This is a genomic window from Thalassospira sp. MBR-102 (assembly GCF_040549275.1).
GTDB lineage: Bacteria > Pseudomonadota > Alphaproteobacteria > Rhodospirillales > Thalassospiraceae > Thalassospira > Thalassospira xiamenensis.
This window is the reverse complement of the sequence record NZ_JBEPTC010000024.1, coordinates 1-14208: the sequence shown is the minus strand read 5'-3', so window position 1 is coordinate 14208 and position 14208 is coordinate 1. Positions and strand designations below refer to the sequence as shown.

Annotated in this window: 14 protein-coding genes; 5 read left to right on the top strand and 9 right to left on the bottom strand. The window is 53.6% G+C overall.

The window, feature by feature from the left end:
• Positions 1 to 141 precede the first annotated feature (141 nt).
• From pgmG to ABIE64_RS22610, 6 genes are all read right to left on the bottom strand, one after another.
• Positions 142 to 1557, bottom strand: a complete 1416-nt coding sequence (pgmG, locus tag ABIE64_RS22635) for a phosphoglucomutase/phosphomannomutase PgmG (RefSeq protein WP_007090304.1) — start codon at positions 1555 to 1557, stop codon at positions 142 to 144.
• A 9-nt stretch (positions 1558 to 1566) separates the two neighbouring features.
• Positions 1567 to 2883 (bottom strand): UDP-glucose dehydrogenase family protein, encoded by a 1317-nt coding sequence (locus tag ABIE64_RS22630; protein ID WP_063095731.1) that lies wholly within the window; start codon positions 2881 to 2883, stop codon positions 1567 to 1569.
• Positions 2884 to 2958: 75 nt separating this feature from the next.
• Positions 2959 to 3846, bottom strand: coding sequence for a UTP--glucose-1-phosphate uridylyltransferase GalU (gene galU, locus ABIE64_RS22625; protein WP_007090306.1), 888 nt, complete (start codon positions 3844 to 3846; stop codon positions 2959 to 2961).
• Positions 3847 to 3960: 114 nt separating this feature from the next.
• Positions 3961 to 4671: a DnaJ domain-containing protein gene (locus tag ABIE64_RS22620; protein ID WP_354378687.1), complete on the bottom strand. Its 711-nt coding sequence runs from the start codon at positions 4669 to 4671 to the stop codon at positions 3961 to 3963.
• 98 nt (positions 4672 to 4769) lie between these two features.
• Positions 4770 to 5531, bottom strand: a complete 762-nt coding sequence (locus ABIE64_RS22615; RefSeq protein ID WP_354378686.1) for a VWA domain-containing protein — start codon at positions 5529 to 5531, stop codon at positions 4770 to 4772.
• Between the two features lie 52 nt (positions 5532 to 5583).
• A complete protein-coding gene (locus ABIE64_RS22610) occupies positions 5584 to 6483 on the bottom strand; it encodes a division plane positioning ATPase MipZ (RefSeq protein WP_007090309.1) in 900 nt (299 codons plus the stop codon).
• Positions 6484 to 6692: 209 nt separating this feature from the next.
• Between ABIE64_RS22610 and ABIE64_RS22605 the strand changes: the two genes are divergently transcribed.
• The 4 genes from ABIE64_RS22605 (at position 6693) to ABIE64_RS22590 (ending at position 10803) form a co-directional block, all read left to right on the top strand.
• A complete protein-coding gene (locus ABIE64_RS22605; protein WP_354378685.1) occupies positions 6693 to 7727 on the top strand; it encodes a hypothetical protein in 1035 nt (344 codons plus the stop codon).
• Positions 7728 to 7748: 21 nt separating this feature from the next.
• On the top strand, positions 7749 to 8882 hold the full coding sequence (locus ABIE64_RS22600) for an NAD(P)/FAD-dependent oxidoreductase (protein ID WP_071241175.1): 1134 nt from the start codon (positions 7749 to 7751) through the stop codon (positions 8880 to 8882).
• Positions 8879 to 10069 carry a putative glycoside hydrolase gene (locus ABIE64_RS22595; RefSeq protein WP_247643625.1) on the top strand — a complete coding sequence of 397 codons (1191 nt, stop codon included), beginning with the start codon at positions 8879 to 8881 and terminating at the stop codon, positions 10067 to 10069. The genes ABIE64_RS22600 and ABIE64_RS22595 overlap by 4 nt, the downstream gene beginning before the upstream one ends.
• Before the next feature lie 140 nt (positions 10070 to 10209).
• Positions 10210 to 10803 (top strand): 2-hydroxychromene-2-carboxylate isomerase, encoded by a 594-nt coding sequence (locus tag ABIE64_RS22590; protein WP_007090313.1) that lies wholly within the window; start codon positions 10210 to 10212, stop codon positions 10801 to 10803.
• Positions 10804 to 10892: 89 nt separating this feature from the next.
• Here the strand turns inward: ABIE64_RS22590 and ABIE64_RS22585 are convergent, their stop codons facing one another.
• On the bottom strand, positions 10893 to 11126 hold the full coding sequence (locus ABIE64_RS22585; RefSeq protein ID WP_007090314.1) for a hypothetical protein: 234 nt from the start codon (positions 11124 to 11126) through the stop codon (positions 10893 to 10895).
• A gap of 576 nt (positions 11127 to 11702) precedes the next feature.
• Between ABIE64_RS22585 and ABIE64_RS22580 the strand changes: the two genes are divergently transcribed.
• The gene (locus ABIE64_RS22580; RefSeq protein ID WP_354378684.1) at positions 11703 to 12749 is read left to right on the top strand and encodes a Glu/Leu/Phe/Val dehydrogenase dimerization domain-containing protein; all 1047 of its coding nucleotides are present in this window, start codon (positions 11703 to 11705) and stop codon (positions 12747 to 12749) included.
• 109 nt (positions 12750 to 12858) lie between these two features.
• Here the strand turns inward: ABIE64_RS22580 and ABIE64_RS22575 are convergent, their stop codons facing one another.
• Entirely contained in the window at positions 12859 to 13092 is a 234-nt protein-coding gene (locus tag ABIE64_RS22575; protein WP_354378683.1) for a (2Fe-2S)-binding protein, read from the bottom strand.
• Between the two features lie 157 nt (positions 13093 to 13249).
• Entirely contained in the window at positions 13250 to 13879 is a 630-nt protein-coding gene (locus tag ABIE64_RS22570) for a BON domain-containing protein (protein ID WP_085644458.1), read from the bottom strand.
• Positions 13880 to 14208: the final 329 nt, after the last annotated feature.

Here is a 14208-nt window from a genome sequence, read left to right as displayed (position 1 = left end):
TCAAGTTCGGTTTGATGTGGGCTGGGTTTCTTAAGCATTCCCCATTGAATCAAAAATCCCCGCCAATGGCGAGGACTTTGTCAGCAGTCTGAGCCCGCTGAAGCAATTCAGCGGGCTTTTTTGTACCTTCCAGAAAACGGCCTAGTGACCGCCACCGGGTGCAAAAAAATCATCCGAAGTCAGACCGCTTTTTTGCAGCTGTGCGGTTACCTGTGCTTTCAACCGCAACAAACCGCTTTCATCAGCGGCCTCGCAACGGGCCACGATCGCAGGCTGGGTATTGGAAGCACGCAGCAACCACCAGCCGTCATCCGTGCTGACACGCACACCATCAATTCCACTGACTTCGGCACCAGCTTCGGACAAACGACCACGTACTTCTTCGATCAGGGCGAACTTGCGGTCATCCGGGCAGTCGATGCGGGTTTCCGGGGTATTGACGGCCACCGGCATCGCATCACGCCAGTCATCAAGGCTTTTGCCACTCTGAACCAGAATGCGATACAGCCGGACCGCGGCATACATTGCATCGTCATAGCCATAGTAGCGTTCGGCAAAGAAGATATGACCGCTCATTTCACCGGCAATCGGTGCCTTTGACTCAACCATTTTGGTTTTGATCAGCGAATGGCCGGTTTTCCACATGATGGCATTGCCGCCAAGACGGGTGACCTCGTCAAACAGCGTCTGGCTGGCTTTGACATCGGCAATGATCGATGCGCCCGGCAGACGCCCGAGAACGTCGGCAGCATAAATCTGCAGCAGCTGATCGCCCCACAAGACACGCCCCTGCCCGTCAACAACACCGATACGATCACCATCGCCGTCAAAGGCAACACCCCAGTCGGCATTCAGCGATGCCACCTTGGCCTTGAGATCGACCAGATTGGCCTCGACCGTCGGGTCCGGGTGATGATTTGGGAAAGTGCCATCGATCTCGTCAAACAGCAGGTGGTGGTTGCCCGGAAGCTTTGCAGTCAGTTTGCGAACCACATCGCCTGCGGCACCATTGCCGCAGTCCCATACAATCGTCATCGGCTTGGCAACATCACAATCAAGTTCGGTCAGCAACCGTTCGACATAGTGGTCTTCGATATCAATGTCGGTAACCGAACCAGTACCGGTTTCGAAATCACCCGATGCAGCAATACGGCCCAGCTCCTGAATGGCTTCGCCAAACACCGACTTTCCGGCATTGAGCATCTTGAAGCCGTTATAGTCAGACGGGTTGTGCGACCCGGTGACCATGATGCCAGCATCGGTTTTCTGGTCATAAACCGTGAAATAGAGCATCGGAGTTGGCCCACGCCCGATCCGGACAACATCACAACCGGTCGAAACGATCCCTTCGACAAGCGCACTTGCCAGTTCGGGCGAACTCAGCCGTCCGTCCCGGCCAACGGCAACCCGTTTTCCGCCAGACTGGCGCACTTTCGTACCGAATGCCTTGCCAAGAGCAAGCGCATCGACCGCATGCAGGGTTTTGCCCACGATACCGCGCACATCATATTCGCGCAGCACGGAAGGATCAAAATTGTGTCCGGCAGAGATGGTCATAGTTCTAACTTAGCCTCCGATTGATGCACGCCCGATGCAGGAATAGCTGAAACCCTGTTCTGCCATCTCGCCGGGGTCATATACATTTCGCAAATCCACCACGATCGGGTGTTTCAGCGCAGATTTGATGCGATCCAGATCCATCCCGCGGAACTCGTTCCATTCGGTCAGAACCACCATCGCATCGGCACCTTCAAGGGTGTCAAAGGCGGTATCGCAATAAATTATGTCTTCAAGAAGCTTTTTTGCTTCTGTCATGGCTTCCGGGTCATAGGCCTTGACCGTTGCGCCCGCCGCAATCAGGGCCGGCACGATGTCAAGGCTTGGCGCATCGCGCATATCATCGGTATTAGGCTTGAACGCCAGCCCGAGGATACCGATGGTTTTGCCCGAAACCGAGCCACCACAGGCCGAAATGATGCGATCAGCCATAGCCTTTTTGCGCTGCGCATTTACATCGACCACAGTTTCAATAATGCGCAGCGGGCTGTTATGTTCCTGTGCTGTGCGTACCAGCGCCAGAGTATCTTTCGGGAAGCATGACCCGCCATAACCCGGCCCGGGATGCAGGAATTTCTTTCCGATACGTCCGTCAAGCCCGATACCGCGCGCAACATCATGAACGTCGGCACCAACCTTTTCACAAAGATCGGCGATTTCGTTGATGAAGGTGATTTTGGCTGCAAGGAAGGTATTGGCCGCGTATTTGATCATTTCCGACGTTTCGCGCGAGGTGAAGACAATCGGTGTTTCAATCAGATAAAGCGGACGATAAAGATCACGCATCACGTCACGGGCGCGTTCGTCGGTCGTTCCGATCACAACACGATCCGGCCGCATGAAATCACCAATTGCGGACCCTTCGCGCAGGAATTCGGGGTTGGAAACCACCGCGAATTCCGCATCCGGTCGCCGTTCACGAATAATGCGTTCGACTTCGCGCCCCGTGCCGACCGGTACGGTCGATTTGGTCACGATGACGGTAAAGCCTTCCATTGCGTCTGCAATTTCTTCGGCTGCGGCATAAACGTAGCTGAGATCGGCGTGACCATCACCACGACGGGTCGGCGTGCCAACGGCAATAAAGATCGCCTCGGCACCTTTCACGCCTTCCTTAAGGTCGGTCGTGAATGTCAGACGCCCCGCCTTGACGTTATTTTCAACAAGAACATCAAGGCCCGGTTCGTAGATCGGCATGATGCCGTCTTCAAGACGGGCAATCTTTGCTTCGTCCTTATCAACACAGATAACGTCAGTGCCAAATTCCGAGAAACAGGCACCGGAGACAAGCCCCACATATCCGGTCCCGATCATTGCTATGCGCATGGATGCTTTACCCCAATAGTCGTCATTGGCAGGAGCCTGTCCCGGCTCCTGCCAAAATATATTAAGTGAATTCTATTATTCCGCGGCTTCGCCCGCGGCGAATTCGTGAATAAGATTGCGAACGTCATCACGCATGTCTTCGCGTGCCAGCGCGAAAGACATGGTGGCCTTCAGGAAACCGATCTTGTTGCCGCAGTCAAAACGACGGCCTTCGAAGCGATAGCCGTAAAACGGAACTTTTCCAATCATGGCCGCAAGCGCATCCGTAAGCTGGATTTCATTGCCCGCACCGCGCGGAATATTCTCAAGAACCTCAAAGATACCCGGATCAAGGATGTAGCGGCCAATCGCCGACAAGGTCGATGGCGCGTCTTCGGGCTTGGGCTTTTCAACCATGCCGCAGGCGCTGACCAGTCGGCCATTGGTGCCTTCGACTTCAAGCACGCCGTAACGCTGGGTTTCCTCGCGCGGGACGTCCATAACGGCAACCATATTGCCACCCGTCCGGCCATAGCTTTCGACCATCTGCTTCATGCAAGGCACTTTTGACTGGATCAGGTCATCGGCCAGAAGAACGACGAAGGGCTCGTCACCGACAAGAGATTTGGCGCACAATACGGCATGACCAAGCCCCAGAGGATTGCCCTGACGGGTATAGGTCACACGACCATTTTCCGGGATCATCGCAAGCGAGGTTTCAAGCGCATCATGTTTGCCGCGCTCCATCAGGATCGCTTCGAGTTCGGCAGAACGGTCGAAATGGTCTTCGATTGCGGTTTTGCCACGACCGGTTACGAAGATGAATTCTTCGATGCCCGCCGCGATTGCCTCTTCAACGGCATATTGAATAAGCGGCTTGTCTACCACTGGCAGCATTTCCTTGGGCATTGCCTTGGTTGCTGGCAAAAAACGGGTTCCCATACCCGCAACCGGGAATACAGCCTTTTTGATTCGCTTCGACATGCCTTTTTTCCTCTGTTTTGACCGCGTCATACCCGCCTCATTCGCATTCGGCCAATCTTATGCTTCTGCCACATTTCAAGAACGCGGATCAAGCGAGTGCGCTGTTTATTCAGTTCAATCTTTAAAAAGCTGTAACAGGAGGCTCCGGGCCGCATTGATTTTGGATGCAAGATAATCTGATCCGCCATGATCCGGGTGAACTGCCTTGATCAGGACCTGATAGGCCCGATTAATCTCCTCGCGCGTCGCCTGTTCGGAAACACCAAGGATTCTTCGGGCCTCACCTGCATTCATCTCTCCGCTGCGAAATCCACTGTCAGCTTGCTCGTAATCGTTTCCGGCACGGCCGTTTCCATTATCATTTTCATCCCGGGACGCCTGCCAGTTCTGCCATCCTGAACAATCCGGTCGGCGTTCCAGATAGGTTTCCAGAACAGTCTGGCTTTGATCTTGTGCGCCGCAACATTCAACATAAAGCACGCGCATCTCGTCAACCCCGAGTGTATCCAGATCCCTTCCAATCATCGAGCCGCGCACGATTGTGCCAGCCAGTTGACCGCTGTCGTGATCAAGATACATGCGCAGATAATCCGTTTTTATCTCCGATACCCGTCCTGAACCGGCAGACGCACGCCCGGAAGGCCTGCCGCCGCCAGAGCGGGCAAAACCGAACATCCTGCGCAATAATGGCCACAATAAGCCAATTTTGAGGATTCTAGAGAGGAAGGGTATGGCAGCAACAAGGGCGGCAACCATGGCCGCAAGCTTTCCGGTCAGAAGCAACCACGCTGCCAGCACGCCCAGCGACAGAACGACGACCCACATACCGATCTTCCTGACGTCCTTTGGCTCGGCTGACGATAACCATCTGATGATAAATCCGGCAGCAACGAAAAGCCCTATCCCCAACAAGAACCATTGCATTATCGGGGTTTCCGCAGTTGGGAGCCCAGCAGTTTGACATCCTGCGATGATGTTTTGTGGCCGTATTCCTCGAGCGCGTTGATCCCGCCAACCGCATAACTTGCAACCGCGCCAAGCAAATCGCGTAAACGGTCTGCTGCGCTGGCATCAAAACGGGTAAAAGCACCACCGGTGATCCGGGCAATTTCGCGGAAGGCAGTCTCGGCTTTCACGTCATATCCTTCCTGAAACATGAATGCCTTGATCCCCTTTAACGCCAGTTGCCCCGCCAGCCCGGCAAGATTATCGATATCTTCCTCGAGGCAATCCCCGACATAAATCAAGGCGTTGATCTTTTTATCCTTCGCCTGACTTTCAACATGGCCAAGCACCCGGGCAAGCTGTGTATGCCCCGCACGACAGGTGACTTTTGTCATGGAGTCACGCAACCTTGCCGCATCCCGATACCAGGCACTGGCCTTGCATTCCGAAATACCACGGAAGAAAACAAGCTGAATATCCAGTGTGCTGCCAATGCCTGCGACGGCATCAAACATTTCAGCCTGCAGAACCGCGGCACTGTCCCAGCTTGGCTGACGGCTAGCCGTTGCATCCATCGCAAAGATCAAACGCCCCTGCGCAGGACCAGAAGCCGGTGCAACAGCCGCCAAAGTACGCGCTTGCTTCACAAAGGCGGTCACGTCTGTATGGTTTGAGACATCAGACGCAACACGGCTTTGCTGTTTGGCTTGTGTTTCGGGTGTCGATTTGTTTCCGGGCACGGCCACCAACCATTTTTCAGGGCACCATCACCCTGATATAGGGGCGCTTATATCAGATCGGCAACTCTTCGCCATCTGCCGGTGTGAAGCCGATTATTTCAAGCAACGCACGAACTTCCTGCCGGGCTGCCATGTGTGACATGCTAAGCGGGATTCCCACCCCCTTCTCGCGAAGGTCAAGCAGGGTCAAACCTTTCAGGAACAATTCCCGGTAGATCACGCGTTCGCCAAAGCCGGGCGCCACACGGAACCGGATACGCGCTGCCAGCTTGTCGACGATTTCGGCGATATCACGTTTATTGCGTGCATCAAGATGTGACAGACGATTACGCATGACGATCCAGTCAATCGTGCCGCCATCTACCGCTGCACGGCGTTTACGTGCATCCCAGACCATTTCGGCATAGATACTGGGTCCTTTGATATCAAGGGTGTCCGGATCGATCCGGGCGAGCATATCAAGATCGATATAGCTATCATTAATCGGGGTTACCAACGTATCGGCGCAGGAATGCGCAAGACGCGACAGGTAATTGTCACTGCCCGGGCAATCCATCACCACAAAATTGCAGCCCATTACCAGTTCGCCAAGTGCATTGGTGAAACGCTCCCGCTCGTCAAGCTTGGCGGCATTGCCATCATCAAGCTCGCTGCGGTAAATCGGACGATGATCCGGAACAGGCAGTTTCAGCTTTTTCTGTTCGTTAAATGAAATCCGGTTTTCAACATATCGGGTCAGTGTCCCCTGACGGGCGTCAATATCGAGCGAACCAACGGAAAATCCCATTTTCATCAACGATACGATCAAATGCATCGCCGTTGTCGACTTTCCGGATCCACCTTTTTCGTTGCCAATCACGATCACATGGGCGCGCTTCGCGCCTGGCTGCTTGGCGGTAGCGATCTGTTGGCCTGCGCTTTCCCCGGTTGCGCTGGTCTCGTGCACCGTCATTGAAGTTTGCTCCGTTATTCAGGCAATTTTCTGTCCCCAGGGCCGAAACCCTGCTTCCAATGAGCGTCTTTGCCCGTAAAAATCAAGAACAAAGAATTTCATTGAAGGCAAGTTGTCTACTGGCCCCTAGCCAATCTATCACCGTACAGGTAAAGATAGGAGTAGGGAAAAATGATTTCACCAGCAATAACATGAAGGAAGGACGCAAAGTGACCAATCGGGGGGCCCTTTGGGGTGGCGTAATTGCCGGCACTTTGATGATGACCGGAATGTCGCCTGCGAACGCGCAGGATGTTGGCGGGTTTGAGCAGATTCCAGCGGATCAGAGCCCGCTTTCACTTAAATCCGATATACCGCTTACAACGGTCTTTCTGCGCCAATATCGCGAAAACAGTACCGTTTTTGTTGGTCGCTGGCTGTCGCCTGCGGCGGAAGGCAGTATCAAAGGCGCAAGCGATGATTTGTTTGTTGAAAGCGTTTTTTCGACTTCCGCCCCGGGCTTTGCCTTTAACAATGAAATGTCGTCCGAACAGCTTTTGGAGATGTTTGACGGATTGCGCGGACGAAGTGCCACCAATGGCATGAATTTCATGCAAGATACCCGATACGGGCCGATTGCAATGACCCCCTTCATTCGCGCCGGTTCACAATGCGTGTCGTTTGTCGGTCAATGGAACCCGGATAAACCAACGGTGCGTGGCAGTCGCCTGCTTGGTTATTATTGTGACCCGGTCGCGCGCCAGACCATGACAGATTTCACAGCCCCACCTAAACAGCTTGATGTGGTTGATGCCCAGCTGTTCGGGGCTAATTTCTTTGCACGGTTTGACGTGCAGCTTCCCGACGGTGTCGTGATCCCGTCAACGCAAGCAACCCCGGAAATTGTCGAAACACCGTCACCAGCGGCACTTCCAGATAGCAATACGACAGACACACCGTCCGAAGGATTACCGATCAGCACCAACTGGCAAGGATCACGCGGACAGGGAATGCTGAAATTTGATCAGCCCTCCGGCGAAGGCACGATGATTATCGATAGTGACCTTCGCCATTGTGAAGGCATATGGCGGCATGATGGCGGCGCTTATCAAAGCAACACATTGCCGTTTGGCAGCTGGTATGTGTTCTGTGACGACGGGGCATCTGCACGTGGCCATTACACAAGCGAAGACCCCGGCAGTGTGACCGGCGAAGGTCAGGACAATCAGGGCCAGGCCGTTTATTTCCGTCAGATCAACTCTTAAGCCCCGGACAATTTTTTCAACATGACCACCGATATTCAAACCGTCATTATCGGCGCCGGCGTTGTCGGCCTTGCCTGCGCACGCGCCCTGGCCAAAGCCGGCCGGGAAGTTCTGATTATCGAACGTCACGATGCAATCGGAACCGAGACCAGCGCACGCAATAGCGAAGTCATCCATGCCGGCATTTACTATCCGAAAAACAGTCTGAAGGCGAGGTTCTGCGTGGCAGGACGCGATATGCTGTATCGCTATTGCGCAGAAAACGGCATTGATCATAAACGAACCGGCAAACTGATTGTCGCAACCCACGACGATCAGATACCCGCCCTGCGCGACATTGAAAAACGGGCACATGAAAATGGGGTCCATGACCTTGTCTGGCTTGACGGACTTGACGCGATTGCGCGCGAACCGGCCCTGAATTGCGTGGCAGCACTTGAAAGCCCGTCAACCGGCATTGTTGATTCCCATCAGCTGATGGTGACCCTATTGGGCGAGGCAGAGGCAAACGGGGCAACTTTGGCACTTAATACCGATGTTGTGGCCGCGAAATTTGAAAACGGCATTTTTGCCATCGAAACGCGTGACCGCGACGGTCAGGAAATGAGCCTGACCTGTGCCGAGCTTCTGATCGCCGGGGGCCTGCATAGTCAGACATTGGCGCATAATTTTACCGGCCTGCCAGAACAGAGCATTCCGCCACAGCATTATGCGCGCGGATGCTATTTCACGCTTTCGGGCAAGGCCCCCTTCTCCACCCTGATTTATCCGGCCCCCGAACAGGCGGGGCTTGGCATTCATCTGACCCTTGATCTGGGGGGACAGGCGCGTTTTGGCCCGGATGTGACCTGGGTTGAAGAACCGAACTATGACGTGCCCGAAGAAAAACGTGCGGGATTTGCAGCTGCCATTCGCAAATACTATCCGGCACTGGACGAAAATGCCCTTCAAACCGGTTATGCCGGCGTCCGACCAAAAATTCAGGCACCGGGCGAAGCCGCCCGCGACTTTCTGATTTCGGATCGCGAAGCCCATGGCATTGATGGTCTGGTGATACTCTATGGCATTGAATCACCGGGATTGACGGCATGCCTTGCAATAGCGGACCATGTCGAAAATGTCCTTTCACGACCGCAGGCAAAGGCAGCGTCATGATGGCAGAAGCAAACTGGCAAAAAGTACGCGATTTGAGCCGGGGAAAAGTTTCGGGCAAATTGACCAGCAATCCGCAAAGCAGATTTCGCTGGAAACGCAGCCTTGTCGCCTTTGGTTTGGTAGTTGGCAGCCTTTGCGCGCCTGTCACGTTGACTGCTCCGGTAAACGCCCAGCAGTTGGAGCCTTTCGTTCCGCCCCCCAACAGTCTTAGTTCACCGAGCAAGCGAAGCGAGGCAACCGGAACGGAAAAGCCGGATGTTCAGTTTGCCGATGAAATGCGAAATTTCGTCATTCAGCTTAGCCGGTGGGCGAAATCCTATCGCAGCGATTTTTCGATCATTGCCCTTAATGGTCTGGAACTGACGGAATATCTTGAAACCACGCTGTTTGCATCGCGCGGGACGGCAGAGCCTGCACGCAATTATCTGCGTGCGCTTGACGGTATCATGATCGAAGCCCCGTTTTACGGTTTCGACAAATATGGCGAGCCCACAGATAGCGAGGAAACCAAATATATCCTTGGCTATCTGGATCGTATGAAATCATCCGGGCTTGAATATTTCGCGCTGGACTACACCGATAAAAGCGATGCACAGCAGGCCGCACGCCAGAAGTTGCGGGACCTTAACGCACTTTATTACGCGGCTCCGCCGCCCGATAAGCAGCTTTCGACATTGGCGAAAGTACCGCGCACACCAATTGGTGCGAACCCGCATATCATCGATAATATTCGCGAAGCCAAAAATTACGCGATCGTGCTCGACAGTTCACCTTATGGAACCAAGGACGCGTTTATCAACGCAATGATCGACACCAATTACGATGTCCTGATCATTGATCCGTTCCATCGCGGCACAATCCCGCTGACCTATGACGACATGAAGCGTCTGCGCTATAAAAAAGTCGGCACACCGCGCACCATCCTTGCCTATCTGAATATCGGAACGGCTGAAACATATCGCTACTACTGGCAGAATAACTGGCGTGCGGGCAGCCCTGAATTCATCGGCGAAGGCAACCTTGATGCGCGCTGGGGGCAGGAACACCATGTCTATTACTGGTCACAGGCATGGCAGAATATTCTGTTCGGCAGCGAAAACAGCTATCTGGGCGGTATCATGAAGCTTGGGTTTGATGGTGTGATGCTGGGCGGGCTGAATGAATATAGCTGGTGGCTGGATTACTAGATCCTGATCATGGCCACCTGCGAATTCATCACAAATCCGGGATATGCCGTCAGACCATTTGACGGTGACAGAGCAGATCGGGCAATCTTGCATCATTCCAAAACAATATGCCGCTGACAGGCAGCCCCTGGAGGTTTTGAATGTCTACGCCCATCATCCATTATTTCTTTGTTCAGTCCCCCTGGTCGTTCTTCGGGTTTAACCGCGTTGTCGAAATCGCACGCAAACATGATACACCGATCATCCATAAGCCATGCCGGGCAGCGGATGTCTGGCAACATGGCGGCGGTGTTCCCTTGGCGCAACGCCCCAAACCGCGCCAGGAATATCGCATGGTCGAAATGAAGCGCTGGGCAGACTTTTTGAACATTCCGGTCAATCTGAACCCTGCCGCGTTTCCCGTGGACGAAACACTGGCCGCGCGCACCATTATCGCGGTTCAGGACGAAGGCAAGGACCCGACCGGACTGATCCATACGCTGATGGGGGATGTCTGGCTTCGAGATCGCAATATTGCCGAGCCACAAGTCGTCCGCGAGGCGCTTGTGACGAACGGATTGTCGGGCGAATACATCGAACATGCCGATTATCCGGCGATTGCCAAAATTTATGATGCCAACAGCGAAGCTGCAAAAGCAGACAATATCTTTGGCGTTCCAACATATTTTGCCAATGGCGAAATGTTCTGGGGACAGGACCGACTTGATTTCCTTGATCGCGCACTTGCGAAGTAAGGCATTCCGATCATTACAGAAAACAACAAGGGCGGGTTGAAACCCGCCCTTGTTGTTTTGGCCGCTGGCCGGAAATCCCGTTGTGCCGGTTAGTCACGGCGTTTGACGTGATCGACAACAAAACCGTCGCAAGACGGATAGGTGTTTTCGATCATGGCAAGTGCCTTGTATTCGTCCTTGGCAGCAACTTCGTGGGTCTGCACATCGGCCCAGCGATCATCAAAAACCTCGTGGGAACGATTCTCTTTGACGCATTCACGAACGGCCTGGTTGTGCAGTTCAACCTGATAAACGGTTTGGCGTGGGTCTGTGAAAGCAGACATGTCCACCCGGTCTCCTTACTTTTGCCTGCGGCGCCCGCCCGACGCCGCCTGTGTCCTGAACCGGGAATTTCATAAAAATGAAACGCCCAACCACGAGTGTGGAACAAGTGGCTTAACGAGCCGTAAATCATCCGGCTGGATTCCATATTTAAATGAATTGATCCGGATTGAAGTGTGACGGTTTTGCATGGCTGGGTCCAAAATGGCGTAATTCTGCGGTGCAGCACGAATTCCCATCGCAGCGCAACTTGTCTCTTTCAGTGTACCCTTATGTCTGGATTTCGACCTTTCAAGCGCCGTTTGAACAACAAAAACGGGATCGCGACGCGCAACGACAAATGCACAAGATAACCATAAATCGCAAAATACGCATTTCAGTACGCGAAAGATTATTTCAAAGCACCCTCCTCACGATCACAAAATTCCATCTTTTGTCGCGCGTTTTACCGAAACGGTCTTTTTTAACCCAAAGGTGATTTTGAAATTGATCAGAAGCCCGAAGCATCAAACATAAAGGAATAACCAAGGGACCGACCCTTGCAGAATAACGAGCTTGCGCCAGGAGGCGACACCAGGATGAACGTTTTTTCCGACACCGCATTTGACGGCCATGAACAGGTTGTTTTCGCCAGTGATCCCGACACCGGCCTCAAGGCCATTATTGCCGTGCACAATACCAATCTTGGCCCGTCGCTGGGCGGATGCCGTATGTGGCCTTATGCGTCGGAACAGGAAGCCATTCACGATGTGCTGCGACTGTCCCGTGGCATGACCTATAAATCAGCGCTTGCAAATCTGCCGCTTGGTGGCGGCAAATCGGTTATTATCGGTGATCCGCGCAGTCAGAAAACGCCCGAGCTGTTTCGCGCAGTAGGTCGGGCTGTTGAACGGGTTGGCGGTCGCTACATCGTGGCCGAAGATGTTGGCACCAGCCCGGCTGACATGGAACAGATCGCCAGCCAGACCAAGCATGTCGGTGGTATTAATGACGGCAAAGATCCAGCACGGACCGGTGATCCATCCCCCTTCACCGCCTACGGCGTTTTTATCGGCCTGAAAGAAGCGGTTCGCTTTAAAAACGGTCATGACGATCTTGCGGGGTTGCGTGTTGCTGTTCAGGGGCTTGGCAATGTCGGCTATCACCTGTGTCGCATGCTGCATTCGGCGGGTGCACGACTGGTTGTGTCGGACCTGAATGCCAACAGCGTTAACCGGGCGGTCGAAGAATTCGGCGCTACTGCGGTTTCAACCGACGAAATCCTGTTCATTGATGCCGATATTCTGGCCCCCTGCGCGTTGGGGGGTGTCGTTAACGACCGCAGCATCGATAAAATCCGCGCCCGCATCATTGCCGGTGCCGCTAACAACCAGCTTGAAGCCGACCGAAACGGCGAAATGCTGCGCGAGGCGGGCATTCTTTATGCGCCGGATTATGTGATCAATGCGGGTGGCGTTGTCGAAGTCTATTATTGCCGCGAAGGCAGGCCGGTGAGCGAAACCAACAAGCATATCGAAGGTATCGCCGCCACCGTGCGCGAAATCTTTGAACGTGCAGACCGCCAAAACCTGTCGACCGGTTTTGTTGCGGACCGCCTGGCCGAGGAACGGTTCGGGAAGCGCTGATTTTCAAACCTGCCTGCATTCCCGGAACGCAGGCAGGTTTCCGGGTCTGAAAACAACAAAGCCCCCGCTTGCGGAGGCTTCATCAAAATTTCCCGATCTATATTGGAGCTTATTCGGCGGCAATCGGAGCCACATTTGCGGTGACAGCGGCCGCATCATCGCAATCGCAATTGCCGCATGTTTTCGCCTGAAGCAATTCCGCACGCATGTGGCAGGCGCATTTCCCGCATTGCGGGGCACAGCCATGAAAACGGAATACGTCCGCAGGGCGCGTTGCACCACCTTCCTCTACGGCACGACGAACATCGCGTTCTTTTATGGCGTTACAAATGCAAACATACATCAGCGTAATTGCAATCAGTTATTAATGACAGCAACCTACCTGTAATCCACATGCGAATAGTTTTCAAACACTTTTGCAACACGCAGATAAAAAAAGATCCCCCGCAAACTGGCAGATTTGCAGGGGATCGCGAGAAAATCTTTTAATCACAAGGTGATCAGACAGTTGCGATATGGCTGACGACGCGCTTGACACCCTTGATACGACGAACGATTGACAGCACTTTGTCGAGCTCTTCGCTGCTTTGGGCATCACCCATGATGTAGACGATATTGTTCACGGACTGCCAACGGTAGTTCACCGAACTGACACCTTTTTCGGCCAATAACAATGCCTTGATCTGGCTTTCGATCCAAACGTCTGACCCTGTCTGTGTCGCCGAATCCGCCGGCACGGCATTTTTGCCATATTCGTCTTCTGCCTTGTGATAGGCCTCGATGGTTGCCGCATCTGCGACTTCAAGATGGTCATAGACAGTCTTGATGCGGCTGTCCTGTTTGACCAGCGACATCACATCAAAATATTTGCCTTTGGAATCGACCATGCCGGTGACCATCACCTGCTGTTTCCAGATATCGACATTCACGTCGATAAGGTAGGTATGGTCGACCTTAGAGAACTCGCCAAGGATGCCTGACTTGATCTGGGTATCAAGCCACTGGTCATTCCCGGTCCGGTCTTCCAGCGGCATCTGTAACGGCCCACAGGCCGCAAGCGGCGTCGCCAGCAAGGCACATACCGAAACAGCTTTCATCGCGTTGCGCCAGCCTCGGGAAATCGTGATCATCTTTGAGCTCCTTCTCATGCCGATGGATCGACATATCCAAATTCTTTCGAACCACTAATACAGCAGATCGCAATAAAGCTTTAACGCCCTGAACTGCCCGTAGTTCCGGCACATCTTGTGGCAGGCGATTATGACGAAAAAAAGCCCGCGCACAATTGCTCAGGCATGTTTCGTCGCAACACAAAGGCACAATATCGCCCCCCAAAGAAAAAGACCGGGGCGATATACCCCGGTCTCAGACCGCTGACAAACCCCGTCATATTTTGGCGGGGTTTTTCTTTTAGAGGTGTTTGAAAGCTGGCTTGAGTGTGCCGAGGGGATTATCCCTC